Here is a 25,742-nt window from a genome sequence, read left to right on the forward strand (position 1 = left end):
GAGAGATCAAAATGGACAGGAGCAAGAGGCTTTTATGGATATTCGGCGTTATCAACGCGCTCTCAATTGGTGCTTTAGTCGTACTTTCAATCCAAGTTCTTGGATTGCGCGGAGATCTAAGTGCTCTTAGTAAACGGGTCGACTCCAGCGTTGCGAAAGTCACCTCCTTGGAAGAGAAGGAAAAGAGCGACGTCGACAAGAGCGAAATATCTCTAGGTGCCATGAGGCGAGACCTGAACAAGGCGCAAAGCGACTTCGCCAGCATGAAGGCTGACCTGGCCGGAACTCTTGCTAAGTCGATCAACAAGGAAATCATCGATTCGGCTACAAAGCAGGCCGTAAGCAAAGCAGTGATCGATCTTACGTCAAACAATAGCAGCAAACTTATTGATCAAGTGGCGAAGGGAATGGCAACTAATTATCGAGTAGAGCTCACAGGCCCACCTGGTAAGGATGCAAACGACGAACGAGTCGCGGCGTTTCTCGTTGCTCAGCCGGACTTCATAGATGCTGTAAGTGTTTCGGTTTTGCAGTTGCAGCAGAGCCGCAACAAATGACGAATTTTATCAAGTTGCTCGGGCGCCTGTGTACGCAACCGGTCAGGCGCTGCTGCCCTTGAGCCGTTCGTTGCGCCGGCGCAGGCCTTCCAGGGTGGCGAGGAGGATGACCGAGACTGTCGTCAGGATCACCGCCGCTGCCGTGATGGTCGGGCTGATGTTCTCGCGGATGCCGCTGAACATCTCCCGCGGCAGGGTGCGCTGCTCCGGCCCTGCCATGAACAGCACGATCACCACCTCGTCGAAGCTGGTCGCGAAGGCGAACAGCGCGCCCGACGCCACGCCGGGCAGGATCAGCGGCAGGATCACGCGGCGGAACGCCTCAAGCGGCGAGGCGCCGAGCGAGGCGGCGGCGCGCGCGAGGTTGGTGTCAAAGCTTTGCAGCGTCGCGCCGACCGTGATCACCACGAAGGGCGTCGCCAGCGCGGTGTGAGCCAGGATCAAGCCGAGATAGCTGCCGGTCAGTCCGATCGGCGCGAAAAAGAAATAGAGACCGACCGCGGTGATGACACCGGGCACGACGACCGGCGACAGCACGAAAGCCAGCGCCAGCGGCTTGAACCGGCTTTTCCACTGCGCGAGGCCCAGCGCGGCCAGCGTGCCGAGAAGCATGGACAGAAGCGTCGAAGCGACGCCGATGATCATGCTGTTCTTCAGCGAATTCATCCAGCGCGGCGAGTTGATGAAGTCGTCGTACCAGCGCAAGGAGAGGCCGGGCAGCGGATAGGTGAGGTACGAGCCCGAGCTGACGGACAGCGGCATGATTGCGAGAATCGGCGCGATCAGGAAGATGAACACCAGCGTCGAGATGACGATGGTCGCGGTCCACGCGATGCGCTGGCTGGGCGTGCGGAGGGAAGCATTGTCGCTCAATTCTTCATCCCTCCCGTGACCTGCTGGCCCTGCACCAGCTTGCCGTAGACGAGAGCGAGCAGAATCGTAGCCAGCAGCAGCACCGCCCCCAGCGCCGACGCAAGGCCCCAATTGGCGGTCTCGGTCGTGTAGAGCGCGATGAAGTAGCTGATCATCTGATCGGCGGCGCCGCCGACCAGGGCCGGCGTGATGTAGTAGCCGAGCGCGAGGATGAAGACGAGCAGGCCTCCCGCGCCGATGCCGGGCAGGGTTTGCGGCAGGTAGATTCGCAGGAAAGCGGTGAGGGGTGGCGCGCCGAGCGAGGCGGCGGCACGCATGTAAGCCGGCGAGATCGCCTTCATGCTGCTGTACAGCGGCAGGATCATGAACGGCAGCAGCACATGGGTCATGGCCACGCAGACACCGAAGCGGTTGTAGATCAGGCGCAACGGCTCGTCGATGATGCCAAGCCAGTGCAGGCTGTCGTTCACGACGCCTTTGCTCTGCAGCAGCACGATCCAGGCGCAGGTGCGCACCAGAAGCGATGTCCAGAACGGCAGCAGCACGAAGATCATCAAGAGGTTCGACCGGCCGGGCGGCAGCGTCGCCAGCAGGTACGCGACCGGGAAGCCGAGGAGCAGGCAGAGTACGGTGACACCGAGACTGATGAGGAAGGTGCGTCCGAAGACATCGCGGTAGATGGCCTGATCCGGCGGGGCCGCGACGATCGCGCCGTCCACGTTCCGCGTCAGGTCGAGTGCCGCCAAAAGATAGAAGCCCGTGACCGGGCCACCGGCATCCTTGATCGTCGTCCAGGTGGTGCGCTCACGCCAGGCCGGGTTGATCTTGCCCAGCGTCTCCCTGGCCGTGCCGGGCTCCGGCACCGCCTTCAGATTGCGTGCGGTGCTGGTCAGGATCGTGCGAAAGCCGTTCAGGGCGTAATTGAGCCGCTTGGCTGCGATGGCAATGGTGCCGGAGGCGCGCGCCGCCAGGATGTCGCTGGCCAGCGCCGCGTAGGCCTTTTCATCCGGCAGGTCCTTGCCGTCCCAGCTGGCGAGAGCCGCGACGGTTTGGGGCAGAGCCTGACGCACCTCGCGGTCATCGATCGCGCGCCACAGCATGCCGGCGATCGGGCCCGCGAAGGTGAAGAGCAGGAAGACGAGAAGCGGCAGCACCAGCGCCAATGCCTTGACCTGGCGTGTCCGCTCTGCACGCCGCAATCGGCGCTTGAGTGGCACCTCGGTCAACGCATTGGCGCCGGTCAAGGAAGTTGCCGTCATGTGGAGAGCCTCTTCGATCGGTCTGAGCGCGCGCCTCGTCCTTCGAGACGACCGCTTCGCGGTCTCCTCAGGATGAGGCTCATCAACACCAGTTCCTGCGAAATGGCCGCCGCACACTCCGTCCTCATCCTGAGGAGCCCGCCTAAAGCGGGCGTCTCGAAGGATGGCCGCAACGAAGATGCTCTGAATGCGCGCCGCACGCCGTTTCGCCGGCGCGTTATTTCGCGGCCCATTTGTTGAAGCGCTCGGTCAGGCGGTCGATGTTCTCGAGCCAGAAGGCAACGTTGATCTCGACCGCGTTCTTGATGTTGTCGGGCGCGGTCGGCAGATCCTTCAGGACGGCCGGCTGGATCAGCGCGGCGGCGTCCTTGTTCGAGGTGCCGTAGGCAATATTCTCCGACAATTTGGACTGGTTCTCGGCCTTGCCGGCGAAGTCCAGGAACTTGTAGGCGGCGTCCTTGTTCGGGCTGCCCTTCAGGATGACCCAGCTGTCGAGGGTGAAGAGCGCGCCATCCCACACCATGCCGAAGTTCTTCTTCTCGTTCTTGTTCGCGGTGTCGATGCGGCCGTTGTAGACCGAGGTCATCGCCACCTCGCCGGAGGCGAGCAATTGCGGCGGCTGGGCGCCGGCCTTCCACCAGACGAGGTCGCCCTTGATGGTGTCCAGTTTCTTGAATGCGCGATCGACGCCTTCGTCGGTCGCCAGCACCTTGTAGACGTCCTTCGGTGCGACGCCGTCGGCCATGAGGGCGATCTCGAGCGTGGTCTTCGGGCCCTGACGCAGGGCGCGCTTGCCCGGAATCTTCTTGGTGTCGAAGAAGTCGGCCCAGCCCTTGGGCGCATCCTTCAGCTTGTCCTTGTCGTAGCCGAGCACGAAATCGTAGAGGATGGCGCCGACGCCGCAGGGATTGACCGACGGTGGTATGTAAGCGGCCTCGCCGCCGATCTTGGAATAGTCCAGCTTCTCGAACAGCCCTTCCTCGCAGCCGACCGCGAGCTCGTCGCTCTCGACCTGGACGAGGTCCCAGGTGGCGGCGCCGCCCTGGACCTTGGCGCGCAACACGCCGACGCCGCCGTCCCAGGACTCATCGTTCATGGCAACACCGGCCGCCTTCTTGAACGGCTCGAAATAGACCTTCTTCTGGGCATCCTGATACGCGCCGCCCCACGACACGACGGTGAGGTCACGCGCCTGCGCGACTGTGGCCAGCGCGGCGCTGGCGCTGAACGCCGCGGCGAAACCCAGAGCAATCTTGCCAATCTTGCGCTTCAGCATGGTCCTTGTTCCTTCTTCATCTGCGTTGCGTTGAGGTTGATCGATGCAGGTGCCACTCGCATCGGGATCAGACGGGATCGAGGGCGAGGCAGTCCTCGGGACGGAAGGTGATGAACACGTTTTCGCCAGGTCTTAGGCTGCTATGCCGCAGGCTATCATGCGCCCCCGGCTGAAGCTTGACCATGAACTCGGCGTTCCCTGAGACATCGAGCACGGCCAGCGCGTGGTCGCCGAGATAGATGGTGTTCTGCACCTTGGCCGGCAGCCGGTTCGGTCCGTCGCTGGAGGCGCCATCAGGGATAATGGCGATCCGCTCCGGCCGCACCGACAACGAGGTCGAAGCACCTGCGCCTGCTACGTTGACCGCACGGGCCATGACGGAGCCGCCGGCCGCCAGCGCGACGCGGCAATAGTCCTTCTCGATCGTCTCCACGGTGCCGGCCAGCACGTTGCTCTCGCCGACGAAGTTGGCGACGAAGCTGTTGACCGGATGCTCATACAGCGCGTCGGGCCGGTCGATCTGCTGCACGATGCCGTCGTTGAACACGGCGATGCGGTCCGACATGGTGAGCGCTTCGCTCTGGTCGTGGGTGACGTAGACGACGGTGATGCCCATGGTCTCGTGCAGTTGCTTGATCTCCAGCTGCATTTGCTCGCGCAGACGCTTGTCCAGCGCGCCCAGAGGCTCGTCCATCAGCACGAGCTGCGGGTTGAAGACCAGCGCGCGGGCCAGCGCCACGCGCTGCTGCTGGCCGCCGGACAGTTGCCCGGGCCGCCGCTGCGCCAGCGTTTCCATCTTGATCATGCGCAGCGCCGCTTTGACGCGCGCTTGCGTTTCCGCCTTGTTGATCTTGCGCACGGACAGCGGAAAGGCGACGTTCTCCTCGATCGTCAGGTGCGGAAACAGGGCATAGTTCTGGAACACCATGCCGATGTCGCGCTGGTGCGGCGGCATGTTCTTGATCGGCCGGTCCGCGAGGTAGATCTCGCCCTGGGTCGGAACCTCGAAGCCGGCCAGCATCATCAGCGTGGTCGTCTTGCCCGAGCCCGAGGGGCCGAGCAGGGTGATGAACTCGCCCTTCCTGATGTCGAGATCGAGGTTCTTCACCACGAGATGCTCGCCATCATAGGTCTTCTGAATGCCGGAAAAGCGCACCAGTGCCGGCGCAGGCGTGACCAGGCCGGCTTCCATGTTGTCCTCGCGTGTCCCCTACGATGCTGTCGAGAAACAGCTTAGCACCCTCCGACGAGAATGCCAGCGGTGCAAGCGACGAGACGGCGCGGGGCGCGAAGGCGCTCTACATCCCCGACAGCCTGGTCACATACACATTCAGTGTCCCGCCGGCTTCCGCGACCACGCGCAGCGTCCTGGAATCGAAGGCGATGTCGGCCAGCGTGAGGCTGCTGATATTGGCCTCGACCTTGACGCCGTCCTCGCTCTTCTGGAAGTCGGCAATGACGCCTGCGATTTTCTCGCGCGCGTTGGCGGCGATCGGCTTCAGGTCGAGTGTCGCTTTTTGCACCAGCGCCTGCTGCATTTGAGGCACCACCGCGCGGGCCGCGGCGCCGAGCAGACCGAACGCCGCCTCGGACTCCACCGCGAGCTGGATGTCGGCGAGCCGCAGCGTCTGCTGCGCCTGGTCGAGCATCGGCCGGCCCCAGATGTGCACGGTCGCCTCGGCGTCGAGCCCGAGCCAGCTCTTCTTCTCCTTGGCGCGCACCAGCAGCGAGATCAGAAGCCGCTCGCCGGAGGGGACGACGTTGACGCTTTTCACCGTGACCTCGACCGGACCGGAGCCGTCCTCTGGATAGGTGTGGCCGACCATCTGGGCTGCGATCAGCTTGTTGATCTCGGTGAAGGGAACGTCGATGGGAACGCCGATGTTCACGCCGGTGCCGGTCGGCGGCACGATCGAGATCTTGTCGGGGAACGGGCAGTCTGGCTTGGTCTGCGTCGACGTCACGCGCGTCTCGGCCTCGAGGCCGAGCAGCAGCGTCACGTTCTGCGCGTCGACGCGCGGCTGCGCTGCGATCGCGCGGGTCGGCTTCATCTCGAGCCAGAGCGGCGGCAGCGCGGCCGAGGAACCGCTACCTTGCAGCGGGATCGAGCGGCAGGCCTTGGCCCATTGCACCTTGGCGTTCTCGCGCAGGCTGGGATCGCTGCGGATGCGCTCCGAGACGACGTTGAGCTGATCGCCGACCGTCTTGTCGATCAGCGGCTTCACCTGCGCGGGCACGTTGACCTTGGCGCCGGCGACGTTGAGGTTGGTGTCGCCGAGATTGACCTGTGCGCCCAAATTCGGCTCGAGATGCCAGGCGGCCGCGAGCTTCGGGCGCGAGGTGACGACCACATTGCCCTTGATCTCGGCGCTGGCGTTCAAATTCTTGATGTTGACCGCGCCGATCCGTTTCGCCGCGTCGCCGCCGAGCACGCTGCCCAGCGCATCGCCGAGCGCGCCGGTCGCTTTCGCCGACAGCGAACCCGTCACGTTCAGCTTGCCGCTGATCGGCGTCGACAGCGTCAGCACGTCCTTGTCGCCGGTCGCCGACATCGGCCCGCGGACGGCGGTCCAGCCGATATCGCCGTCCTGCAGGATCTGCGAGATCGGATTTTCGGCCTTGCCGGCGAAGTTGCGCGGTGATGCCTTCTCGGCCTGGTCCCGGATCGCCGACAGCGCGATCGCCACTGGCGCCACCACGATCGAGCTCTTGGACACTGGCGGCAGCGGTGGCAGTTGCGCAACCGGCGGCGCCGAATTGGTCGCGCGCGGCGACAGCAAGTCCATCGCCTTCAGGCTGATGAAAAACGACGCAGCGAGCACCACAACGGCGATCAGAACAGTCTTCAAGTTCAAGGTTAGTCGCATCAATCCCCCAAGCCGCCCCGACGGGGATTTTACAGGGCAGGCGAGCAGGGCGCTAGAGCGCACCGATGGGGTGGAATTGCGGCAAACGGGTTAACGGCTGTTTCCGTCGATCCAGGCCCTCAGTGCACAGTTAACTGCGCCTGGGACGGCGGACCGCTCTCACCTTGCCGGCCGCGCCGCCGCCGCAGAACAGGCGATCGCCGCCGTCGGATTCCAACCCTGAAACCATCGTCCCGGCCGGCAGGTCGAGCTGCTCGAGCACCTTGCCCGTTTCAGGGTCGATCCGCCTGATGTCGCTGTCCTCACCTTCCCAGGTGCCATGCCAGAGCTCGCCGTCGACCCAGGTGACCCCGGTCACGAAGCGCTTGCTCTCGATGGTGCGAAGCACCGTGCCGGTGTCCGGATCGATCTGATGGATCTTGCGCTCGCGATATTGACCGACCCAGAGCGAGCCTTCGGCCCAGGCCAACCCGGAATCGCCACCACCGCCGGGCGCGGGGATCGTGGTGAGCACCTTGCCTGTCGCAGCGTCGATCTTCTGGATGCGGTCCTCCGCGATCTGGAACAGGTGGCGGCCGTCGAACGCCGTGCCCGCATGTGCGGCGACATCGAGCGAGCGCGTGATCTTGCCGTTGGCCGGATCGAGGCCATTCAATTTGTCGCCCGATGCGAACCAGACATGGGTGCCGTCATAGGTGACGCCATGCACGGCCTCGACGCCCGGAAACGGCCCGTACTCCTTGACGATCTCTGCGGCGGAACGTTTCATCTGCTCGATCCCTGTGATGCGACCAACCTAAGCCTTTAATAGCGGTCCCGGGAGTAACAAGCCTGTCGGGAATCCGGGGACAGGCGGGGTCATCCAGCGGCGCGCCCTGCCGTGGCCGAACGACTGCACCTTGTTCGACCGCGCCAGCTCCTCGAGGGCCCGCTGCACCGTGCGCGCGCTCATGGCAAGTGCGAGCGCGAGCGCCGAGCTCGACCACGGCTCGCCGTCGGCGAGAATGGCGAGGACCGCGGCGTGCTTCTCCTCGACGGGCCGGGCCAGCACGATGACGTCGCGCGTCCTGCGCGGCGCCAGCTCAAAACCCTGCCGGGTCGCGCTGATCCCGGCCAGCGGCTTGAGCTGGGTGCGCAGCCGCCCGATCTCGACGCGCAGTCGCGCGCGGTGCGATTCGTCGACGTGCCTGGCCTGGAACGCGCCTGATATCAATGCCTCGCGCGAGACATCCGCAGGCCATGCCTGCGCCAGCAGGCGGGCGAGCGCGAACAGCACGGGCCGCGTTCCGAGCGACACGGCCGTGCCTTGCCTGCGCACGACATGATGGAAGGTGTCGACGACCAGCGCTGCCGAGGTCGCCAGTCTTTCGACCTCGCCGAGCAGCAGCGGGTGTTCGCTGCCGCGCGCGATCAGGCGCGCCGCTGGCGTGCTCAGGATCAGGCTCGCTGCGTCGACCTCGGCGACGAGCGCCGGGATTTTGGCCAGCCGCGCTGCCTTGCCGGCGCGGTCGAGGGCTGCGCGCGCCTCTCTTGTTTTCAACCGCCTGATGGCGATGCCGGCAACCACGAGCTCGCGAACGACGAGAGAGGCGGGCGGAAGCGGGGAGACGCCGATCTCGGCCAGCGTGCGCTCGGCCTCGTCGACGCGTCCGAGCAGGAGAAGACGGCGGGCCTCGATATGGCCGGCATGGGCGGCATTGGCGAGATCGCCATGGCTTGCGAGCGTCGCCCGCGCGCTTGCGAGCGACGGCGCCGGCCAGCTCAGGTCGCGCGAGACGAGCGCGATCTCGGCCTCGGCCACCACGCATCTGGCGCGCGCGACCGCCTCCCTCGGCCCGAACGCGCGCGCAGCGCTGCGCAGCAGCATCTTGGCTTTCGCGAGATCGCCGAGCTGGGCCATCGCGATGCCGCGCAGCGCCAGCGAGGGCGCATCGTTGCGCAGCGCGACGCGATTCAGGGCGCCGAGCGGATCGCCGGCTTCGAGCGCGCGGGCGGCGGCCGTGATCAGCGACTCCATGAAAATCCCGCCACACTTGTTACTCCCACCACGCAACCGTCTGGTGCCAGAAATCGTTGACGGCCGACAATGTGCGGTGAGCAAGAAGTTTGGAGAGCCATGATGACATCAGCAGAAAAAGCAGGAACTAACGGACAGCCCGCCATGCAAACACCGCCAGTGGTGTCGCCGCAGGACTGGGAGGCAGCCCGTCAGCAACTGCTCGTGAAGGAAAAGGCGCATACCCGCGCCCGCGACGCACTCGCCGCCGAACGCCGGCGCATGCCGTGGATGGAAGTCGACAAAACCTACGCATTCGAGACGCCTTCGGGCAAGGCCAGTCTGCTCGATCTGTTCCAGGGCCGGCGGCAACTGATCCTGTACCGGGCCTTCTTCGAGCCGGGCGTGTTCGGCTGGCCCGACCATGCCTGCCGCGGCTGCTCCATGGTGGCCGACCAGGTCGCCCATGTCTCGCATTTGAACGCCCGCGACACCACGCTGGTGTTCGCCTCGCGCGCCCCGCAGGCGGATATCGCGCGGCTGAAGGCGCGGATGGGCTGGAACATTCCGTGGGTCACCATCACCGACAGTTTTGATGCCGATTTCGGCGTCGGCGAGTGGCACGGGACCAACGTATTCTACCGCGACGGGACGCGCATCTTCCGCACCTATCTGATCAAGAGCCGCGGCGACGAGCAGATGGGCGGCACCTGGAACTATCTCGACATCACCCCGCTCGGCCGCCAGGAGGTCTGGGAGGACTCGCCGGCCGGCTATCCGCAGACGCCGACCTACAAATGGTGGAACTGGCACGACAGCTACGAGGACGGTAGCGCGCCCGACAAGAAGTGGGTCGAGGTGTCGGATGCCGGAGAAAAGGCGCTTCGCGAAAAGGGCGCGCAGTGACCGAGGTCCATCCCGCCGGCGCGGCTGCCGACGCCGGCCGTGCTGGCGGAGAGGTCGTGGCCGCATCTCACCTCGCCAGATGGCTGGGTCTTGCGGCTACCCCGACCTTCGCGGTCATGGCCCTGCTGACGGCGGTTCTCGGCGGTGGTCCGGCGGACATGCTCTGCGCCGCCGGGCACGGCTCGATGCTCGGCGGGATGGTGCCGATGTATCTGCTGATGAGCGCGTTTCACGCGGCGGCGTGGCTGCGATTGATAACGGAGCGGTGACGCGTGGGCGAGAGGTGAGGGGCCTCCGCCCGCGTGAACGCCTCGTCCTTCGAGACGACCGCTTCGCGGTCTCCTCAGGATGAGGCTAACTTGCATCTGCGGCGTAGCATGGGATTAGCGCGCGCCGGTTTTGCGGCAACCTGGTTTTTGTTCGCGCCGGCCTCAGCCCTCATCCCGAGGGCCCGCCGACGGCGGGCGTCTCGAAGGATGATGAGAGCCGCGCTTCGCTAGTTCATGGAGTTCAGCAAAGTCGCCGCGCATGAAGGCTTCCTTCTTGGCGCGGCTCCATTTCTTGAGTTTGCGTTCGCATTCGATCGCATCGGTGATGCGGTCGAACCATTGGGAGAAGGCTAGCGTTACGGGTCTGCGTGACTTTGTGTAGCCGGCAAAAGTGCCAGCGTTGTGCTGCGCAACTCTGATTTCGAGCTCGGTCCGCGTCGTGCCGATGTAGTAGCTGCCATCGGCGCATCTGAGAATGTAGAGGTAGGCGCCTTCGGTCATCGTGAACGCCCCATCATTTGAGACGCGCGCAAGGGCGCGCTCCCCGGATGAGGTTAACTGGCATCGGCGATGTAGCGCAAGCGCTGCGGAGCCGCGGCGCACTCCGTCCTCATCCTGAGGAGCCTGCCGAAGGCGGGCGTCTCGAAGGATGGCCACGATCACCGGCCTCAAACGAAAACAGCCCCGGCGTCGCCGGGGCTGTTCGCATCCTAATCTCGTTCGCAGCTTACGCCTCGCGCTACCGAAGCTCCGCTCTCCGCTCGGTCATCGGCAGCACGATCACCTTGGTGCCGACGTTGACGCGGGCGTAGAGGTCGGAGACGTCGTCATTGGTCAGGCGGATGCAGCCGGAGGAGACGTGCTTGCCGATCGTGTCGGGGGCGTTGGTGCCGTGGATGCGGTAGACGGTGCCGCCGAGATACATGGCGCGGGCGCCGAGCGGGTTGCCGGGGCCGCCGGCCATGTGGCGCGGCAGATAGGGCTGACGCTGGATCATTTCCGGCGGCGGGGTCCAGTCCGGCCACTCGGCCTTCTTGGTCACCGACTGCGTGCCGGACCAGGTGAAACCATCGCGGCCCACGCCGATGCCGTAGCGGATCGCCTGGCCGTTGCCGAGCACGTAATAAAGATAGGTGTTGGGCGTATCGATGATGATGGTGCCCGGGGCTTCACGCGTTGCGTAGCTGACGGTCTGGCGGCGGAAGCGGGCCGGCGTCTCGACCGCGTCCTGATCCTCGGACGGTGCGGTCTGATAGGTCGGCGCCTGATAGGGCTGGTACGGCTGAAGCGGCTGCGGCGCAGTCATCGTCGGCAGCGGCTGGAAGAACGGGAAGAGCTGCACGGGCGCGGCTTTGGCGGGGCCGGCAAATGCGATTGCGGTCACAGCCACTGCACTGACGGCAACGGCGCGCGAAAACGTCTTGAACGTGTCCAGATTGAACATTGGTCGCCCCTGTCTGCGTGGTGTTTCTTGGTCACCCCGGCACCGTTTCGGTGCTCCGTTGCGTCAATCACTAACGACAAGAAGTTTCGGGACGTTTGCACGGAAAACCGAAAACGGTTTCGTCGCGGCAAGGATTGTTTCATGACGGTTTCGTGGCCCGGCCGGGCTGTTAACGAACAAAACAGCGCGCCGACACTTATGTGACGTCACACGCCTGAAATATCCGTGGTTGATGGTCCTAAGCCGAGAATCATCAAACTCTCGGGATTTCCCCATGCGGGTATTAATCGCGACTGACGCCTGGCATCCGCAGGTCAACGGTGTGGTCCGGACGCTGACCTCGCTGGCGGCCGCCGCCAAGGCCCTCGACGTCGAGATCGACTTCCTGACGCCGGACGGCTTCCGGTCGTGGCCGCTGCCGACCTATCCGGGCCTGCGCGTGGCGCTGCCTGCGGGTAAGGAGATCGCACGTCGGATCGAGAAGGCCGCGCCCGAAGCGCTGCATATCGCAACCGAAGGCCCGATCGGCTGGGCGGCGCGCGCCTATTGCCGGCGTAACGGTCTCGCCTTCACCACGTCGTACACGACGCGCTTTCCGGAATACGTCTCGGTGCGGACCGGCATCCCTGATGCCGTCGGCTATGCCGTGCTGCGCCACTTCCACGATGCCGCCGCCATGACCATGGTGGCGACGCCGTCGCTGCGGCAGGAGCTGTCGGGGCGCGGCTTCAAGCGGCTCGGCTTCTGGGGGCGCGGCGTCAACACCGAGCTGTTTCATCCGGACGCTCCGGCCAGGCTCGACCTGCCGGGTCCGATCTTCATGACCATGGGCCGCGTTGCGGTGGAGAAGAATCTCGAGGCGTTCCTCGCGCTCGATCTGCCCGGCACCAAGGTCGTCGTCGGCGACGGCCCGCAGAAGGCGGCGCTCGAGAAGAAATATCCTGATGTCGTCTTCCTCGGTGAGAAGAAGGGGGCGGATCTGACCGCGCATCTCGCCGCCGCCGACGTCTTCGTGTTCCCGAGTCTCACCGACACGTTCGGCGTGGTGCAGCTCGAAGCGCTCGCCTGCGGCACGCCGGTTGCGGCGTTTCCGGTGACGGGACCGAAGGACGTCATCGCCGATCATCCGATCGGCGCGATCGACAACGATCTGCGCGCCGCCTGCTTGCGCGCACTCACCATGTCGCGCGAGACCTGCCGCAACTTCGCGCTGGAGCGTTCCTGGGAGAACAGCGCGCGCCAGTTCGTCGGCAATCTCACCTCACTCCAGCCCAGCCGCGTCCTGCGCGCCTCGCCTCGCATGGCGCGGCGGCCGGTGCGCGGCTGATCCATGTTTTGACCCACAGCGAGAACCTCATCGATGGCTAAGATCATGAACCTTGACGGCACCCAGCAGCTCGATCTCACCCGCGGCACGGTCGAGCAGGCCTATGATCGCTGGGCGCCGGTCTACGATCTCGTGTTCGGCGGTGTGTTCGCCAAGGGCCGTCAGGCCGCGATCGCAGCCACCAACAAGATCGGCGGCCGCGTGCTCGAGGTCGGGGTCGGCACCGGCATCTCGCTGCCGCTTTATGCCCCGAACTTGCGCATCTTCGGCACCGACATTTCGGAAGCGATGCTCGACAAGGCACGCCAGCGCGTCACCGAGGGCAACCTGAAGAACGTCGAAGGCCTCGCGGTGATGGACGCCGAGAAGCTCGAATTCCCCGACAATTCCTTCGACGTCGTGATGGCGCAGTATGTCGTCACCGCAGTGCCGAATCCGGAAGTCGCGCTCGATGAATTCGCCCGCGTGCTGCGTCCGGGCGGCGAGCTGATCATCCTCACCCGCGTCAGCGCCGATACCGGCATGCGCCGATTCATCGAGCAGAAGCTCCAGCCGGTGGTGCGTCCGCTCGGCTTCCGCACCGCCGAGTTCGCCTGGTCGCGTTATGCCAAGTGGCTTGCCGGCGCCAAGGGCATCGAGCTCGCCGAGCGCCGCCTGATTCCGCCGCTGGGTCATTTCTCGCTGGTGCGCTTCCGCAAGGTCGACGTCGCCAAGGCAGCCTGAGCAAGGCTGCGTCAGGGCGGCGGCGCGATCCGCCGCTCACGCGTTCGCGTGCGTCATCGCGTCGCTGCATCGTCACATGACAAAATCATGATGTCACACGGCCTACATCGAATCCCTGTAAATCCTGAACCCGAAAGCATTTTGGGGGAGAGCATGATCAAGAATTATATCGAGCAGCTGCGGATCCAGCGCTGGGACGACCATCGCTACTATCACCACAGCCGCATCAATCAGAGCCTGCACTTCGTCAGCGCGCTGAGCTTTCTCTTTGCCTATCTCTGGCTGTTCGTCGATCCCATGATCTCGGCGCTGGTCGGCTGGCTGGTCTCGATGACCTCGCGCCAGGCCGGTCACTTCTTCTTCGAGCCGCATGATTACGACCACATCAACCAGGCGACGCACGAGTACAAGGAAGACATCAAGGTCGGCTACAACCTTCAGCGCAAGGTGGTGCTGATGGCGATCTGGGCGGCATCCCCGCTAGTGCTGTTCGTCGACCCCACGCTGTTCGGCCTGTTTACCCCCTGGGCGAGCGCGACCGATTTCATGCGGCAGGTCGCCAAGATCTGGCTCGTGATCGGCGGCGGCGGTCTCCTGTTCCGCACCGTGCACCTGTTCTTCATCCGCGACGTCGAGACCGGCCTGGTCTGGATGACCAAGATCCTGACCGACCCCTTCCACGATTTGATGCTCTATCGCAGCGCCCCGCTCGCCTTGATGCGCGGCGAACTGATGGACCCCGGCCTGCACCTCAAGCCCGAGCACACGCTGGGCCTCATCTCCGAGCCCACGCTCGAAGAGCAGCACGCCTGAACGCGCTGCGCACACTGACCACTCCAATGTCTGATGGTTACGTCATGCCCGGGCTTGTCCCGGGCATCCACGTCTTGGAAGTTTCGTGCAGAAGCGCGTGGATGGCCGGGACAAGCCCGGCCATGACGGCGTTGGAGCAACTAGCCTCAGCGTCCAAGCCGCTTGGCCAGCATCTCTTTCAGGATCTGCCGCTTGATGTTCTTGTTGGTGAGCGCGCCATCGTGCCACCAGAAGCCGTCGGCCTTCATCTTCCCGGCGGCGCGGACGAAGCGGTCGGCGACCTCAGTGAAGTCGGCATCGGTGTAGTTCAGGCTGAAGATCAGCCGGCCGGTACCGACCCAGCTCAGCGACAGGCCTTCGGCGCGCAGGTAATATTGCAGCATCCAGTTGTAGCGGGACGGGGTGGTGTATTTCACCGTCCAGATCGACGAGAAGTTTGCGAACCGGACCGGCAGGTCGGCATCGGTCATCATCTGGTTGAGTTTTTGCGCGCGGCCGTTCCAGGTCGCGTCCAGCCCGTCATAGATGGCGCGGAAGTTCGGGCTAGCGAGCCGGCTCAGAAACTCGTCCATCGCCGTCATGACATAGGGATGCGAGTTGAAGGTGCCGCGGGCGAAGCAGATGTCGGCGGGACGGTCGTCGCGGAAGCGGCGCATCAGCTCGCGTCTGCCGCAGACCACGCCGACCGGAAGGCCGCCGGCGAGGCTCTTGCCGTAGGTCACCATGTCGGCCTTGACGCCAAAATATTCCTGGGCGCCGCCGGCGGCAAGACGGAAGCCGACGAAGACCTCGTCGAAGATCAGCACGATGCCGCGCTCGGTGCAGACCTCGCGCAGCTGCTTCAGCCATTCGGTGTAGGCCGCGCGGTCGAAATTGCCGCCGCGGGAACTGTCGACCAGCGAGGAATCGCCGGGCGCGTTGCCGTTTGGATGCAGCCCCTGCAGCGGATTGACCAGCACGCAGGCGATGTCCTTGCGCGTGCGCAGCACATGCAGCGTCTTCTCCGACATTTCGGCGAGGGTGTAGGTCTCGTGCGCATTGATCGGATTGCCGACGCCGGGCTGCACGTCGCCCCACCAGCCGTGATAGGCGCCGGCGAAGCGAACCAGATGCGTGCGCCTGGTATGGTAGCGCGCGAGCCGCACCGCCTGCATCACCGCTTCGGTGCCGGACATGTGGAACGAGACTTCGTCGAGGCCCGAGATCCGGCAGAGCCGCTGCACGTTCTCGAGGATGACGGGATGATAGGGGCCGAGCACCGGGCCGAGCGCGTGCGCCCGCTTCTCGGAGCCCTCGATGCATTCCTTGTAGAAGTCGTTGCCGAAGATGTTGACGCCATAGGACCCGGTGAGGTCGTAGGAGGTGTTGCCGTCGACATCCGTGACGGTAACGCCGCTCGACGATTCCATGAAGGTCGAGGTGCCGAGATGCTCGCGGACGAGACGCGAGAACTGGAACGGCACGCGGTAGGTTTCAGTGAAATGCAGGTCGGAGATCGTCTCGGCCGCTTCCTTCGTCATCGCGCGGCCCTTGGGGTAGCGATCGGCGTAGAGAGCTGCGAGGCGGAAGAAGGCCTCCTTGCGCTGCATCACCACATTGTCAGGCGCGCCGTCGCAGCCGAAATACTTGTCACCCTCGAACTCGTAGAACGGCAGCAGCTTTGCCACCCGGCGCGACATCTTGGAGTGCCCGGCGAGCGAGCGGTGCTTGGCGCGGGACAGTTCGATCCGCGCCTTCAGCTTCGGGAAGGCGGCGGCAGCGGACGCTGCGGCGGCCACGGAAAATGAGAGAATCGGGAGTGTCGTTTCCATGACAACAAGCGCTAATACTGCGAGCTGACAGATTCATGACAGTCAAAGCCCTCATCGCCTCTTTCACCCAGCAGGAAGACCTCAACTTCCTGTTGACCAACCGCATCCCCCGCGCAGGCTTGACCCGCTTCATGGGCTGGTTCTCCAAGATCGAGAACCCGCTGGTGCGGGACGGCTCCATCGCGCTGTGGAAGCTGTTCTCCGACCTCGATCTGTCGGAGGCGAAGAAAGACCGTTTCAGCAGTCTGCACGACTGCTTCACCCGTGAGCTCAAGCCGGGCCTGCGGCCGTTTGATCCGGATCCGTCGGTGGTCGCCAGTCCCTCGGACGGCATTGTCGGCGCCCATGGCCGTATCGCCGACACCGAGCTGTTCCAGGTCAAGGGCGCCCCCTATTCGCTGCTCGACCTGCTTGGCGATCCCGCGCTGGTCGAGCAGCACCGCAGCGGAAGCTTCGTGACGCTGCGGCTGACCTCGAGCATGTATCACCGCTTCCACGCACCGTTCGATGCGCATATCGAGCGCGTCACGCTGATCCATGGCGACGTCTGGAACGTCAACCCGATCGCGCTGAAGCGGGTCGAGCGGCTGTTTTGCAAGAACGAGCGCGCGGTGATCCGCACGCATTTGTCGACCGGCGAGGCCGTGACGCTGGTGCCGGTCGCCGCGATCCTGGTCGCCAGCATCCGCTTGCATTTCCTCGACATGGTGCTGAGTGCGCAGACACGCGGTCCCGTCAACTTCCCCTGCGACGTCAGTGTGACCAAGGGCGAGGAGCTCGGCTGGTTCGAGCACGGGTCGACCATCATCATCCTGGCGCCCGGTGATTTTTCGTTCTGCGACGGTATCACTGAGGGGACGCGCATCCGCGCCGGTCAAGCGCTGCTAAGGAAAAACTAGCCTTCAATCCGCCGTCTCGGCCGCCTATATCGTCCGCCGGGACAATTCGATCGACACGGATCTTGTGATGGCGCGGGCGCCGGTGATGGCGGCGGGTGGTATTGTGCTGCGGCGTGGCGACACGCCGCTGATCGCGGTTGTGCGCCAACGCAAACGCAATGAATGGGTTTTGCCCAAGGGCAAGCTCGACGATGGCGAGACGCCGAAGCAAGCCGCGCATCGCGAGGTGTTGGAGGAGACCGGCCACGACGTGGTCGTGCAAGAGTTTCTGGGCACGATCGCCTACCAGTCCGGCGGTCCCATCAAGATCGTGCATTTCTGGCGGATGGAGGCCGGGGCCGGTCCCGTCCGCAAGCTCATGAACGACATCAAGGCGGTCGACTGGCTGACGCTGGACGACGCGCTCGCGCGCCTGTCGCGCGAATACGAGCGCGCCTTCCTCACCCAGGTTGGCCCGATCGCGATCGCCGCTGCCGGCCTCGCCTCGTCACCCGCGCCGGAGCCGACGCTCGCGGCCGACGATATCGACGGGGCCTTGCAGACCCTGACGCCCGCCGAGGCTGCCTCCGTCGATGAGCTGCGGCACGGCCTGCTGCAAAAGGTGCGGGCCTGGTTGCGCGGCGAGGCGTGAGCAGTCTGCGCGCCTCGCTTGCGGGTACATCCGCGCGTTGATGCGGATGGACGAGAGCCAGCTCTCTCCGCGTCGTCATTGCGAGCATAGCGAAGCAATCCAGAATCTTTCCGCGGAGGGACTCTGGATTGCTTCGTCGCAAGGGCTCCTCGCAATGACGGGGAGGCGCGCTCGCCAACCTATCGCTTCTTCTTTTCCTTCGGAGCGGGAGCTGACGCAGGCTTGCGCGGCGCGGCGGGGCGTTGCGTGGCGGGCGGGCGTTGCTGCAGGCCGGGCTGGCGCGGTGCCGCGCCTTGTTGCGGCTGCATGCCGGGCTGCAATCCGGTGCGCGGCGTTTGCGGCTGTGGCGTCGTGCTCGGCCGGGGCGCGATCGCGCCGGGCGCTCGCGGAGATTGTCCGCTGCGCTGTGGCTGCGTCTGCGGCGCGCCGCCGGGCTGCGTGCCTTGTCCGGGACGCGGCTGGGTCGCGCCGCCTTGTCCCGGACGCTGCGGCTGTTGCGTGCCCGGACGGTTGTTCTGACCGGGCTGGCCGTTCGGCCGCTGCGGCTGCTGGTTCGGCGCCGTGTTCGGACGCAATTGCTGTTGCTGCGGCGGCTGCGCCGGTCGCGGAATGCGGCTGATCGCGGCCGGATTGGCGCGGCGGAAGTCGCGCTGCTCGGTGACGATCTGGCGGCCGGTGGTCTGCGCCGCGTGCACCTGGCTGACGAAGCCGCGGTCGCGCGCGATCTGCTGCGGTGGGATCGTGATCGGCACCGCGGCAAAGCGCATGCCGCCCGGGCCGGCCGCACCCGGCCGGATCGCAAAGCCGCTCGCGGCTTGCGTCAGCGCGCCGAGCCGCGTGCCGCTGGTGCGGTCGTTGACATCGATATGGCCGACCCGGCCGTCGGCGTCGGGATAGAGTTTGATGTTGACGTTATTCGCAGTGTTCGCGGTCGCGTTCTCAGGCACGTCGACCACGCCGGTGGTGCCGCGAATGCCGAGCGTTGCAGTCGGCGTTGCGATCTTCATGTCGCCGGTCTTCGCCACCGCCGCCGCGACGAAGGCGACCGTGCCCTTGCCGATGTCGTAGATCGCCGAGTTCTGCTTGCCGCCGTCCTCATAGACGTAATTGTCGATGGTGATCTTTGAGCCGGCGGAGAGATTGAACGTGGTTGCGTCGTTGAAGGTGATGCCGAGCGAGGAGTTCGAGGACGTCTGCACGACGTCGTTGAGATAAATGTCGTCGCGCACCTTCAGCGGATAGGAGTTCTTGTCGCGGATCACGGTCGCGATCCCCGTCACCGTCGCGACGTTGCCGATCGGCTCCACAGTGGCGGGCTGCGCATCGCCGGCCGGCGCAGGCGAGGCCGATGGCGTGGGGAGGGGGCAGGCGCCGGTTGTGCCTGCGGCTGCGCTTGTGCCTGGGCTTGCGCGAGCTCGATTGCGTCGGATGCGCACGCCCTGTCGGCGCCGGCCAGCGGCAGCGCCAGCAGCGGCAAAGCAAGCACGACGCGGCGCCAAGCCACCATCAAAGTCACGAATGAGGTCCTGGTGAGAACAAGAAGCGAGATCGGCCGATATCAGCCGGAACTGGCTGAATGGCGGATGAACGTCTGTTGCACGGGACGGGCGAACGTTCAAACGCCACGTCCCGGTGTCAGGGACGTGGCGCCATCTTGGGAACAAGAACGCTTGCCGGCGGCGAGGCCGTCGGCGTCAGCCCACCCGCTTCCAGGTCTGGCCGCCGCAGAACATGCCGCCGAAGGCGCAGCCCTGCACACGCATCGCGTTGGGACCCTTCATCGCGATCGTCGAGTCGTAGTTGCGGCCGGAGTCGGGATCGTGGATGCGGCCGCTCCACTTGGCGCCGTCGGGCTTCATGTTGATCAGGATTCGCTCATTGCTTTTCTCGGCATAGCCGCAGAGGTTGGTGCCGCACTGCTCGACGCGGACGTTGCCCTTGTTCTCTTCGGTCGCCCACACGCCGAGCGGCGTGTTCGCGGCCTGCACGGGCGCGACGGGAGCCGGAGCAGGTGCCGGAGCCGGCGCATAAGCGGGAGCAGCGGCGACCGGAGCAGGAGCGGCACCCGGCGCAGGCTGCGTGGTCGTGTCGACAGATGGCGCGGTGGCAACGGTCGTGGCGGGGGCAGCGGCAGCGGGTGCGACTGGCGCGGTGGCCTGCATCGGCGCGGGCGCCACGGGCTGCTGCTGCACCGGAGCCGGCGCGGGCTGCGCGGTCGTCGTCGACGGCGTGGTGTCGTCATCGTCCTTGGAGCCGCCAAGGCCGTTGAGATTGATGTCGTTCAGCTTGATCGGCTTGTTCGACAGGCCCGGCGCCACGATGGTGACGCAATCGAGCGAGGCGCAGTTGCGCGGCGTCTCGATGCGGATGCGCTGGCCTTCGATCTGGAACGAGAGCGAATTGCCGGCATGTGCGACGGCGGTTGATGCGAGGAAGAGAGCGGTGGCGGCGATGGTGAGCTTGTTCATGACAACCTCCGAAATGGCGTGGTCCCGATATGGACTGAAGTCTGTCGTGGACCGGATGTGGTTCGACCCTATGCCCAATGCCTCCGCCCATCTGTGATGGACCTCACAACGGCTGCCTGGGTGAGACAGCGCAACGCTGCTGATCTGCAGCGCGATTTCAAGATTGGTGGCATCACCGGATCGAACCGTTCGAATTTCTGAGCAACGCAAAACGCCCGGCGGCCAGACAATCTGGCTTCAGCCGGGCAGGCCCGTGATGCGGTCGGTGGACGCTGCTAGATCATACCGAGCACGATGGCGCCGACAAAGGCCATGGCAAGGTACGCGGTGACAACGCTCAGTCTCCCGACGAACGTCATGACGTTGCTCCTGAGATCCCGCTTGGGATCTCTCCCTCTGCGCGCCGCCTTGCGCGCAATCATTATGGTTAACAAAAACTCACCGCTGAAAAAAGTCAGCCTCATTGTCGTTCGCCTGCGGCGCCGACGCGTCATGGTAAAGGAAAGCTGAAATCGACACGTTGAAGAGTCTTTAAGTAAATTCACCGAACGTGCGCGCATGACGCGCGGAGTTCGTTTGTATCTCGTCGGCTCCATCGTCCTTGTTTCGCTCGCGGGTTGCGGACGCGGCTTGTTCCAGGCCGAACGCGAACCGTGGCGGGCCGAGGCAGAAGCGGCGTGCCTGAAATCGGGCGCCGTGAAAGAGAGCGCCGACATCGTCCGGATCGAGCCGATCTCCGGCCCCGGCATGTGCGGCGCCGAGTTTCCGCTGAAGGTCGCCGCCATCGGCGAGGGGGCGAGCAGCTACGGTTTCGCCGATGAGGCGCTGCGCCCGCCCGGCAGTATCGGCAATCAGCCGCGCTGGCCGGTGACGCAGCCGCAATCGAATTATCCGGCGGCTGGGTATCCGCAGCGGTCGAACTATCCCGAGAGCACTGTGCGCCAGCCGTCCGGCTATGGTACCTCCTCCGGCCCGGTGTCGCTCAGCGCGCCCGGCGTGGCGCCGCAGGAAGACGAGATCGATCTGCCGCCCGAGGGCACCGACGCCGCGGGCGCCGCGCGCTACATGAACGCGCCGAGCTATCCCGCGCGGCAGCCCGGTCCGGCGCCTTATTCGCAGGCCCCCGCACAGCAGCCGCTGCCGCGTCTCGGTCCGGCGCGGGGCAATCCCGTCACCGCGGTCGGTCCGGTCGCGGTGAAGCCGCCGGCGACGCTGGCCTGTCCCATCGTCTCCGAGCTCGACCGCTGGTTTGCCGACAGCGTGCAGCCTTCGGCGATGCGCTGGTTCGGCGCCCGCGTGGTCGAGATCAAGCAGATCTCCGCCTATTCCTGCCGCGGCATGAACGGCAACCCGAGCGCCCATATCTCGGAGCACGCCTTCGGCAATGCGCTCGACGTCGCCGCCTTCGTGCTCGCCGATGGCCGCCGCATCAGCGTGAAGGACGGCTGGCGCGGCATGCCGGAAGAGCAGGGATTCTTGCGCGACGTACAATCCGGCGCGTGCGCGCATTTCACCACCGTGCTCGCGCCGGGCTCGAACGTCTATCACTACGATCACATCCACGTCGACCTGATGCGCCGCGCCAGCCGCCGCCTGATCTGCCAGCCGGCCGCAGTCTCCGGCGAAGAGGTCGCCGCGCGGGCGCAGCGGCGCAATCCGTATGCGAGCAATCGCGATCCCTCCGTGACCGGCGCGCTCGGTGCGCGCAAGAGCAAGCACGAGAAGATCAACGAGGAAGACGAGTTCTCGGACGACTAGACGGACACATTACAAGATGCCCGCCGACATTGTCCGCTATCTCACGCATCCGCAGGTGCAACTCGATCCTGCCGGGGGCGTAGCACTGCACCGCGAGCCACCATAGCTCGGATCAGAACACGTCGATGGTCGGGAAGCGCGGCTCCGCGGTGATACAGTCCCAGAGGTAGATCGCCAGGCCGACGTCGCCGGTCCAAAGCGAATAGCGTCCGCGGTCAACGACCGTCTTGGCGCCGCGATACTGCACAATGGCCGTCATGGCGAATTGGCGTGCACGGTCGAGCCAGACCGGATCGTTCGTGCGGCGGTAAAGCTTGAGGAATGCGTAGCCGTTCCCGCCGGTGCCGTGGCACAGGTTCGAACCCTTGGTCAGCGGTCCGGCGGTCCAGGCCAACCGGCCGGCATCCAGCAGAAGTACGTCAAAGTCCGGCGTCGCGAACGGCGCGTCGGCAAATGTCGTCACCATGCCGGGGGCGCCGTGGCAGTGCTGACACAAAGTCGGTGGCGTCTCGCGCTTGCTTCTCGCGCCCCAATTGGTTCCGAGCTCGGACGACCAAGCATTCGCGGCCAAGGTCTGGGGCACAACATCGGCCAATTGCGCCTGCTGTGCAGGCGTCAACCAGTCCCATCCACGCAGCAACGGGATGATGTTGCCGGCGAAGCCATGCACAGGCCCGAGCCAGCGGTCCTTGGCGCCGTACAGATCCTGGGTCCAGAGCCGGCCTTGCGGCGTTTCCTCCAGATCATCCAACAGCCGGGCCGCTTGCATTTCGAACAGGCCACGCCATCGCGGCTCCCGTGTCATCTCGGCCATGTGGATCGCAGCCAGCATGGATCCGGGCATGCCCCACATCAGTTCACGGATCGGGAGTTCGGTATTGGCTTCGGCGCGCGCATGGACGAGATCGGCCAAGCCCGGCGTGGGATCAAGGCGCATGGCGAGAAGTGCGGCTCCCATGTCGCCAAATAGCAGCGAGCCGTGCTTGGCATAGCCGGCCGGCGAAACCCTCTCGAACCCTGCGGTTGTCCGTTCGAGGAGTTTTGGCAGGACCGCACGAAAGTCCTTTGCGGCAGGGCTGGCGCCGACACGATGCAAATAATCGAGCGCCCAGATGACGCCGGCCGCGCCAAAGTAGAAGCTGGGGTTGCCGTCTCCCACCCCGTCGTCGCCGGGGTGACCGGGCCAAAACGTCTCGGGATCGAAATCAGCGATGGCATCGGCAACGATATCTGCAATCGCGGTGCGGACGGCCAGCTCGCTCCAGGCATCTTGCACAAGTGCGCGGTGGCGACCGGCGGTGATCATGACCTGCGTTTTCCGACGTCCGTCGACGGCGCCAACCCCATGCATAGCTGCACCTCGGCCGGGACGTTGTAGGTCCGCATGATGTGGCGGCTGTCGCGCAGGCCGGTCGCTTCACGTTGCACCACGAACATCCAGAGCGCCTGGCCGGCGGCCATCACCAGCTTGCGCCGGGCCGGCTGCAGCGAGGCCGGTATCTCCGGGCGCGCGTGCGTGGCATCGAATGCGCGCAATTCCGCGAGGGCCTGTTCGAGCGTGCGGCCCATTCGTCCAAGCGCTGAGGCCTGTTCCTGGACGATCTCATAATGGAGGATATCGACCGGCGGGCGAAGATCACGGGACATGGCGCTCAATATAATGCAGCGCGAACCGCATGCGCAACGCGTGGCCTGCCGCCGCTACTTCGCATTGTACGCGGCCAGGAACATCCGCGTCGCGCTGTCGATCACTTCCATCATGCGCTGTTCCGACGGCGGCGGCGCGGCCTGGAAGACGAAAGGCAGAAAGAGTGAGGCCTTGCACAGTTCCATGAACTGCGAGGCGGCAAGGTCGCAATCATCGATCGCGAGATCGCCGGGGGCGACATGGGCTTTGAGATATTCGGATAGCCGGCCGATGGTCTTGTCCAGCACCCGGAAATAATAGCGTCGGCCGACGTCGGGCATGCGTTCGGCAATCGCCATCACGGTGCGGATCGCCGATCCGCCGCCGGGCCGGCAGAGCAGATGAAGATAGGCCGCGCCGAAATCCCTCAGCGTGGTCTCGGCGTCGCGCGCGGGGTCGAAATTGAACACGACCTGGCCGTGCTGGAGCGCTTCCTCCTCGAGGATCGCTTCGAACAGCGCACTCTTGTCGGCGAAGTAGACGTAGAGCGTGCCCTTGGAGACGCCGGCCGCGCGCGCGATCTCGCCCATGCTGGCCCCGTCGAAGCCCAGATCCATGAACACCTTGCGGGCGCCGGCAAGGATCTGGCGCCGCTTGGAGCTGTCCTCGTCCGGGAGGGCGTGCAATTGTTCGCGGTTTGCTGCAACCATTGGTTTAGCGTCTCGAAAGGTTTTGGGTCGGTGCTCGGTCCATGAAATCCAAATAGAGGATTCGGCCAGTAGGGTCAGCTCGGGAACATTAAGTATATTGACCGAACCGTTCGGTCAATGATATTCGGGATGGGCGAGCGGGACAGCGGCCGTGCGACGGCTGCCCCGGGCCGCGTTTTTATTGGGGAGGCCTTTATGGCCACATCGAGAGACCAGGCTGCGCGCGTCCTTCGCCAGGAAGCGGTGGAGACGACGACAGCGGACGGTGAAGCTGCGACCGGGCCGTCCGCAGTGCTCGCCGAGCAGCTGCGCTCTCATGGGGCTGAAGAAACCAAGCGCCGCACCGGCGAGGCGCCGGAGAAGCCCGTGACCGACAAGCCGGCTCCGACCGCACCCGCCGCTGCCGCGCCGAAATCCGGCAAGCGCAAATTCGTCATGATGGGCATCGGCCTCGTGCTGGCGCTCGCGGCGGCAAGCTATGCCGGCTACTACACGCTGGTCGGCCGCTTCTTCGTTTCCACCGACGACGCTTATGTTCGCGCCAACAACACCATGCTGGGCGCGCGCGTGGCCGGCCATATCTCCTCGATCCTGGCCCGCGACAACACGCTGGTGCATGCCGGCGACACCGTGCTGCGCATCGACGACGGCGACTACAAGATCGCGGTCGACGCGGCTGCGACCCGGATCGCGACCCAGCAGGCCACCATCGACCGCATCGGCCGCCAGGTCGCGGCGCTCGACAGCCAGGTCGCGCAGGCCAAGGCGCAGCTCGTCTCTGCCGAGGCGGGCCTCAAGCGCGCCGATCTCGACTATGAGCGCCAGCAGGCGCTGAGCAACAAGGGCTTTGCCTCGCGCGCGACCTTCGAAACCTCGGAGGCCGGTCGCGACCAGGGCGCTGCCGCGGTCAAGGCCGCTCAGGCCGCCTACGACGTTGCGGTGAGCAATGTCGATGTCGCCAAGGCACAGCAGGCCGAAGCCCAGGCGCAGCTCGCCGAGCTCAAGACCACGCTCGCCAAGGCCGAGCGCGATCTCGCCTTCACCGCGGTGCGCGCGCCGGTCGACGGCATCTTCTCCAACCGTCTCGTCAACGCCGGCGACTTCGTTGCCGTCGGCCAGCGCCTCGGCAACGTCGTGCCGCTCGACGACGTCTATATCGACGCCAATTTCAAGGAAACCCAGCTCAAGCGCATCCGTCCCGGCCAGCCGGTGACGATCAAGGTGGATGCCTACGGCATGCGCAAGTTCTCCGGCATCGTCGACAGCATCGCGGCGGGCTCCGGCTCGGTGTTCACGCTGCTGCCGCCGGATAATGCCACCGGCAACTTCACCAAGATCGTGCAGCGCGTCCCGGTCCGTATCCGCGTGCCGAAAGCGGTTGCCAGGCAGAACCTGCTTCGCGCCGGCATGTCGGTCTACGCGACGGTCGACACCAACAAGGGTGCCGCTGACGCCGACAGCGAGATCGATCTCGACGATCCCACCATGATCCATCCGCAGTAAGCGCGACTGAGCGCTGCGAGGTCAG

Annotated in this window: 25 protein-coding genes and 1 pseudogene; 10 read left to right on the plus strand and 16 right to left on the minus strand. The window is 65.2% G+C overall.

The genetic code is table 11. The features are described from left to right. Positions 1–11 precede the first annotated feature (11 nt). Entirely contained in the window at positions 12–557 is a 546-nt protein-coding gene (locus ABIC09_RS04240) for a hypothetical protein (RefSeq protein ID WP_354108494.1), read from the plus strand. A 42-nt stretch (positions 558–599) separates the two neighbouring features. On the opposite strand, the gene ABIC09_RS04245 is transcribed toward ABIC09_RS04240, so the two are convergent. From ABIC09_RS04245 to ABIC09_RS04275, 7 genes are all read right to left on the minus strand, one after another. Further along, positions 600–1,430 (minus strand): ABC transporter permease, encoded by an 831-nt coding sequence (locus ABIC09_RS04245; protein ID WP_354108495.1) that lies wholly within the window; start codon positions 1,428–1,430, stop codon positions 600–602. After that, positions 1,427–2,689 carry an ABC transporter permease gene (locus ABIC09_RS04250; RefSeq protein ID WP_148750542.1) on the minus strand — a complete coding sequence of 421 codons (1,263 nt, stop codon included), beginning with the start codon at positions 2,687–2,689 and terminating at the stop codon, positions 1,427–1,429. The genes ABIC09_RS04245 and ABIC09_RS04250 overlap by 4 nt, the downstream gene beginning before the upstream one ends. A 217-nt stretch (positions 2,690–2,906) precedes the next feature. Further along, a complete protein-coding gene (locus tag ABIC09_RS04255) occupies positions 2,907–3,965 on the minus strand; it encodes an ABC transporter substrate-binding protein (RefSeq protein ID WP_148750541.1) in 1,059 nt (352 codons plus the stop codon). 67 nt (positions 3,966–4,032) lie between these two features. Continuing rightward, positions 4,033–5,157, minus strand: a complete 1,125-nt coding sequence (locus ABIC09_RS04260; protein ID WP_354083501.1) for an ABC transporter ATP-binding protein — start codon at positions 5,155–5,157, stop codon at positions 4,033–4,035. Between the two features lie 106 nt (positions 5,158–5,263). Beyond that, positions 5,264–6,832, minus strand: coding sequence for a DUF4403 family protein (locus ABIC09_RS04265; protein ID WP_354108496.1), 1,569 nt, complete (start codon positions 6,830–6,832; stop codon positions 5,264–5,266). Positions 6,833–6,962: 130 nt separating this feature from the next. Further along, positions 6,963–7,601 carry a Vgb family protein gene (locus tag ABIC09_RS04270; RefSeq protein WP_354034309.1) on the minus strand — a complete coding sequence of 213 codons (639 nt, stop codon included), beginning with the start codon at positions 7,599–7,601 and terminating at the stop codon, positions 6,963–6,965. Between the two features lie 27 nt (positions 7,602–7,628). Continuing rightward, positions 7,629–8,849, minus strand: a complete 1,221-nt coding sequence (locus ABIC09_RS04275) for a helix-turn-helix domain-containing protein (protein WP_354108497.1) — start codon at positions 8,847–8,849, stop codon at positions 7,629–7,631. A 99-nt stretch (positions 8,850–8,948) separates the two neighbouring features. Between ABIC09_RS04275 and ABIC09_RS04280 the strand changes: the two genes are divergently transcribed. Both ABIC09_RS04280 and ABIC09_RS04285 read left to right on the plus strand, forming a co-directional pair. Next, entirely contained in the window at positions 8,949–9,734 is a 786-nt protein-coding gene (locus ABIC09_RS04280) for a DUF899 domain-containing protein (protein WP_354108498.1), read from the plus strand. Continuing rightward, on the plus strand, positions 9,731–10,003 hold the full coding sequence (locus ABIC09_RS04285; RefSeq protein ID WP_502917640.1) for a hypothetical protein: 273 nt from the start codon (positions 9,731–9,733) through the stop codon (positions 10,001–10,003). The genes ABIC09_RS04280 and ABIC09_RS04285 overlap by 4 nt, the downstream gene beginning before the upstream one ends. Positions 10,004–10,165: 162 nt before the next feature. On the opposite strand, the gene ABIC09_RS04290 is transcribed toward ABIC09_RS04285, so the two are convergent. Both ABIC09_RS04290 and ABIC09_RS04295 read right to left on the minus strand, forming a co-directional pair. Beyond that, a complete protein-coding gene (locus tag ABIC09_RS04290) occupies positions 10,166–10,504 on the minus strand; it encodes a GIY-YIG nuclease family protein (protein ID WP_148750534.1) in 339 nt (112 codons plus the stop codon). 238 nt (positions 10,505–10,742) lie between these two features. Beyond that, on the minus strand, positions 10,743–11,447 hold the full coding sequence (locus ABIC09_RS04295) for a L,D-transpeptidase (RefSeq protein ID WP_354034304.1): 705 nt from the start codon (positions 11,445–11,447) through the stop codon (positions 10,743–10,745). Between the two features lie 274 nt (positions 11,448–11,721). On the opposite strand from ABIC09_RS04295, the gene ABIC09_RS04300 reads away from it, so the two are divergent. The 3 genes from ABIC09_RS04300 (at position 11,722) to ABIC09_RS04310 (ending at position 14,310) form a co-directional block, all read left to right on the plus strand. Further along, on the plus strand, positions 11,722–12,774 hold the full coding sequence (locus ABIC09_RS04300; RefSeq protein WP_354108500.1) for a glycosyltransferase family 4 protein: 1,053 nt from the start codon (positions 11,722–11,724) through the stop codon (positions 12,772–12,774). 33 nt (positions 12,775–12,807) lie between these two features. Then, complete coding sequence (locus ABIC09_RS04305; protein ID WP_148750531.1) at positions 12,808–13,497, plus strand: class I SAM-dependent methyltransferase; 690 nt, start codon at positions 12,808–12,810, stop codon at positions 13,495–13,497. A gap of 153 nt (positions 13,498–13,650) precedes the next feature. Further along, positions 13,651–14,310 carry a hypothetical protein gene (locus tag ABIC09_RS04310; protein WP_354108501.1) on the plus strand — a complete coding sequence of 220 codons (660 nt, stop codon included), beginning with the start codon at positions 13,651–13,653 and terminating at the stop codon, positions 14,308–14,310. Between the two features lie 146 nt (positions 14,311–14,456). On the opposite strand, the gene ABIC09_RS04315 is transcribed toward ABIC09_RS04310, so the two are convergent. Beyond that, positions 14,457–16,121: an aminotransferase class III-fold pyridoxal phosphate-dependent enzyme gene (locus ABIC09_RS04315; protein WP_354108502.1), complete on the minus strand. Its 1,665-nt coding sequence runs from the start codon at positions 16,119–16,121 to the stop codon at positions 14,457–14,459. 35 nt (positions 16,122–16,156) lie between these two features. Here ABIC09_RS04315 and asd point away from each other — a divergent pair, with 35 nt between their 5' ends. Together asd and ABIC09_RS04325 are read left to right on the plus strand one after the other, a co-directional pair. Next, positions 16,157–17,020 (plus strand): archaetidylserine decarboxylase, encoded by an 864-nt coding sequence (gene asd / locus ABIC09_RS04320; RefSeq protein WP_354108503.1) that lies wholly within the window; start codon positions 16,157–16,159, stop codon positions 17,018–17,020. Positions 17,021–17,087: 67 nt separating this feature from the next. After that, the gene (locus ABIC09_RS04325; protein WP_148750527.1) at positions 17,088–17,651 is read left to right on the plus strand and encodes an NUDIX hydrolase; all 564 of its coding nucleotides are present in this window, start codon (positions 17,088–17,090) and stop codon (positions 17,649–17,651) included. Positions 17,652–17,830: 179 nt separating this feature from the next. Here the strand turns inward: ABIC09_RS04325 and ABIC09_RS04330 are convergent. The 3 genes and pseudogenes from ABIC09_RS04330 to ABIC09_RS04340 form a co-directional block, all read right to left on the minus strand. Beyond that, positions 17,831–19,158: pseudogene (locus tag ABIC09_RS04330) on the minus strand (FecR family protein). Positions 19,159–19,345: 187 nt separating this feature from the next. Then, positions 19,346–20,119, minus strand: a complete 774-nt coding sequence (locus tag ABIC09_RS04335; protein WP_354108504.1) for a DUF2147 domain-containing protein — start codon at positions 20,117–20,119, stop codon at positions 19,346–19,348. Positions 20,120–20,394: 275 nt separating this feature from the next. Further along, positions 20,395–20,583 (minus strand): hypothetical protein, encoded by a 189-nt coding sequence (locus tag ABIC09_RS04340; RefSeq protein WP_354108505.1) that lies wholly within the window; start codon positions 20,581–20,583, stop codon positions 20,395–20,397. Between the two features lie 94 nt (positions 20,584–20,677). On the opposite strand from ABIC09_RS04340, the gene ABIC09_RS04345 reads away from it, so the two are divergent. Further along, a complete protein-coding gene (locus ABIC09_RS04345; protein WP_354108506.1) occupies positions 20,678–21,877 on the plus strand; it encodes an extensin-like domain-containing protein in 1,200 nt (399 codons plus the stop codon). Between the two features lie 112 nt (positions 21,878–21,989). On the opposite strand, the gene ABIC09_RS04350 is transcribed toward ABIC09_RS04345, so the two are convergent. The 3 genes from ABIC09_RS04350 to ABIC09_RS04360 are packed head-to-tail and all read right to left on the minus strand — an operon-like array spanning position 21,990 to position 24,214. After that, positions 21,990–23,183, minus strand: a complete 1,194-nt coding sequence (locus tag ABIC09_RS04350; RefSeq protein WP_354108507.1) for a lanthionine synthetase C family protein — start codon at positions 23,181–23,183, stop codon at positions 21,990–21,992. Further along, positions 23,180–23,524, minus strand: coding sequence for a DUF6665 family protein (locus tag ABIC09_RS04355; RefSeq protein WP_354083613.1), 345 nt, complete (start codon positions 23,522–23,524; stop codon positions 23,180–23,182). The genes ABIC09_RS04350 and ABIC09_RS04355 overlap by 4 nt, the downstream gene beginning before the upstream one ends. A 54-nt stretch (positions 23,525–23,578) precedes the next feature. Next, positions 23,579–24,214: a TetR/AcrR family transcriptional regulator gene (locus tag ABIC09_RS04360; RefSeq protein WP_354108508.1), complete on the minus strand. Its 636-nt coding sequence runs from the start codon at positions 24,212–24,214 to the stop codon at positions 23,579–23,581. 195 nt (positions 24,215–24,409) lie between these two features. Between ABIC09_RS04360 and ABIC09_RS04365 the strand changes: the two genes are divergently transcribed. Then, positions 24,410–25,717: an HlyD family secretion protein gene (locus ABIC09_RS04365; RefSeq protein ID WP_354108509.1), complete on the plus strand. Its 1,308-nt coding sequence runs from the start codon at positions 24,410–24,412 to the stop codon at positions 25,715–25,717. Positions 25,718–25,742 lie beyond the last annotated feature (25 nt).

This window comes from Bradyrhizobium sp. S3.12.5, from assembly GCF_040548225.1.
Lineage (GTDB): Bacteria > Pseudomonadota > Alphaproteobacteria > Rhizobiales > Xanthobacteraceae > Bradyrhizobium > Bradyrhizobium cytisi.

Excerpts from the sequence above, each read along its gene's own strand:
- ABIC09_RS04275 (WP_354108497.1), bottom strand. The coding sequence starts at position 8,849 with ATGGAGTCGCTGATCACGGCCGCCGCCCGCGCGCTCGAAGCCGGCGAT.
- ABIC09_RS04260 (WP_354083501.1), bottom strand. The coding sequence starts at position 5,157 with ATGGAAGCCGGCCTGGTCACGCCTGCGCCGGCACTGGTGCGCTTTTCC.
- ABIC09_RS04340 (WP_354108505.1), bottom strand. The coding sequence starts at position 20,583 with ATGAGGCTGACTTTTTTCAGCGGTGAGTTTTTGTTAACCATAATGATT.
- ABIC09_RS04310 (WP_354108501.1), top strand. The coding sequence starts at position 13,651 with ATGATCAAGAATTATATCGAGCAGCTGCGGATCCAGCGCTGGGACGAC.
- ABIC09_RS04295 (WP_354034304.1), bottom strand. The coding sequence starts at position 11,447 with ATGTTCAATCTGGACACGTTCAAGACGTTTTCGCGCGCCGTTGCCGTC.
- ABIC09_RS04350 (WP_354108507.1), bottom strand. The coding sequence starts at position 23,183 with ATGATCACCGCCGGTCGCCACCGCGCACTTGTGCAAGATGCCTGGAGC.
- ABIC09_RS04255 (WP_148750541.1), bottom strand. The coding sequence starts at position 3,965 with ATGCTGAAGCGCAAGATTGGCAAGATTGCTCTGGGTTTCGCCGCGGCG.
- ABIC09_RS04335 (WP_354108504.1), bottom strand. The coding sequence starts at position 20,119 with ATGAACAAGCTCACCATCGCCGCCACCGCTCTCTTCCTCGCATCAACC.
- ABIC09_RS04250 (WP_148750542.1), bottom strand. The coding sequence starts at position 2,689 with ATGACGGCAACTTCCTTGACCGGCGCCAATGCGTTGACCGAGGTGCCA.
- ABIC09_RS04270 (WP_354034309.1), bottom strand. The coding sequence starts at position 7,601 with ATGAAACGTTCCGCCGCAGAGATCGTCAAGGAGTACGGGCCGTTTCCG.
- ABIC09_RS04315 (WP_354108502.1), bottom strand. The coding sequence starts at position 16,121 with ATGGAAACGACACTCCCGATTCTCTCATTTTCCGTGGCCGCCGCAGCG.
- asd (WP_354108503.1), top strand. The coding sequence starts at position 16,157 with ATGACAGTCAAAGCCCTCATCGCCTCTTTCACCCAGCAGGAAGACCTC.
- ABIC09_RS04360 (WP_354108508.1), bottom strand. The coding sequence starts at position 24,214 with ATGGTTGCAGCAAACCGCGAACAATTGCACGCCCTCCCGGACGAGGAC.
- ABIC09_RS04265 (WP_354108496.1), bottom strand. The coding sequence starts at position 6,832 with ATGCGACTAACCTTGAACTTGAAGACTGTTCTGATCGCCGTTGTGGTG.
- ABIC09_RS04365 (WP_354108509.1), top strand. The coding sequence starts at position 24,410 with ATGGCCACATCGAGAGACCAGGCTGCGCGCGTCCTTCGCCAGGAAGCG.
- ABIC09_RS04305 (WP_148750531.1), top strand. The coding sequence starts at position 12,808 with ATGGCTAAGATCATGAACCTTGACGGCACCCAGCAGCTCGATCTCACC.
- ABIC09_RS04290 (WP_148750534.1), bottom strand. The coding sequence starts at position 10,504 with ATGACCGAAGGCGCCTACCTCTACATTCTCAGATGCGCCGATGGCAGC.
- ABIC09_RS04345 (WP_354108506.1), top strand. The coding sequence starts at position 20,678 with ATGACGCGCGGAGTTCGTTTGTATCTCGTCGGCTCCATCGTCCTTGTT.
- ABIC09_RS04355 (WP_354083613.1), bottom strand. The coding sequence starts at position 23,524 with ATGTCCCGTGATCTTCGCCCGCCGGTCGATATCCTCCATTATGAGATC.
- ABIC09_RS04280 (WP_354108498.1), top strand. The coding sequence starts at position 8,949 with ATGATGACATCAGCAGAAAAAGCAGGAACTAACGGACAGCCCGCCATG.
- ABIC09_RS04240 (WP_354108494.1), top strand. The coding sequence starts at position 12 with ATGGACAGGAGCAAGAGGCTTTTATGGATATTCGGCGTTATCAACGCG.
- ABIC09_RS04325 (WP_148750527.1), top strand. The coding sequence starts at position 17,088 with ATGGCGCGGGCGCCGGTGATGGCGGCGGGTGGTATTGTGCTGCGGCGT.
- ABIC09_RS04300 (WP_354108500.1), top strand. The coding sequence starts at position 11,722 with ATGCGGGTATTAATCGCGACTGACGCCTGGCATCCGCAGGTCAACGGT.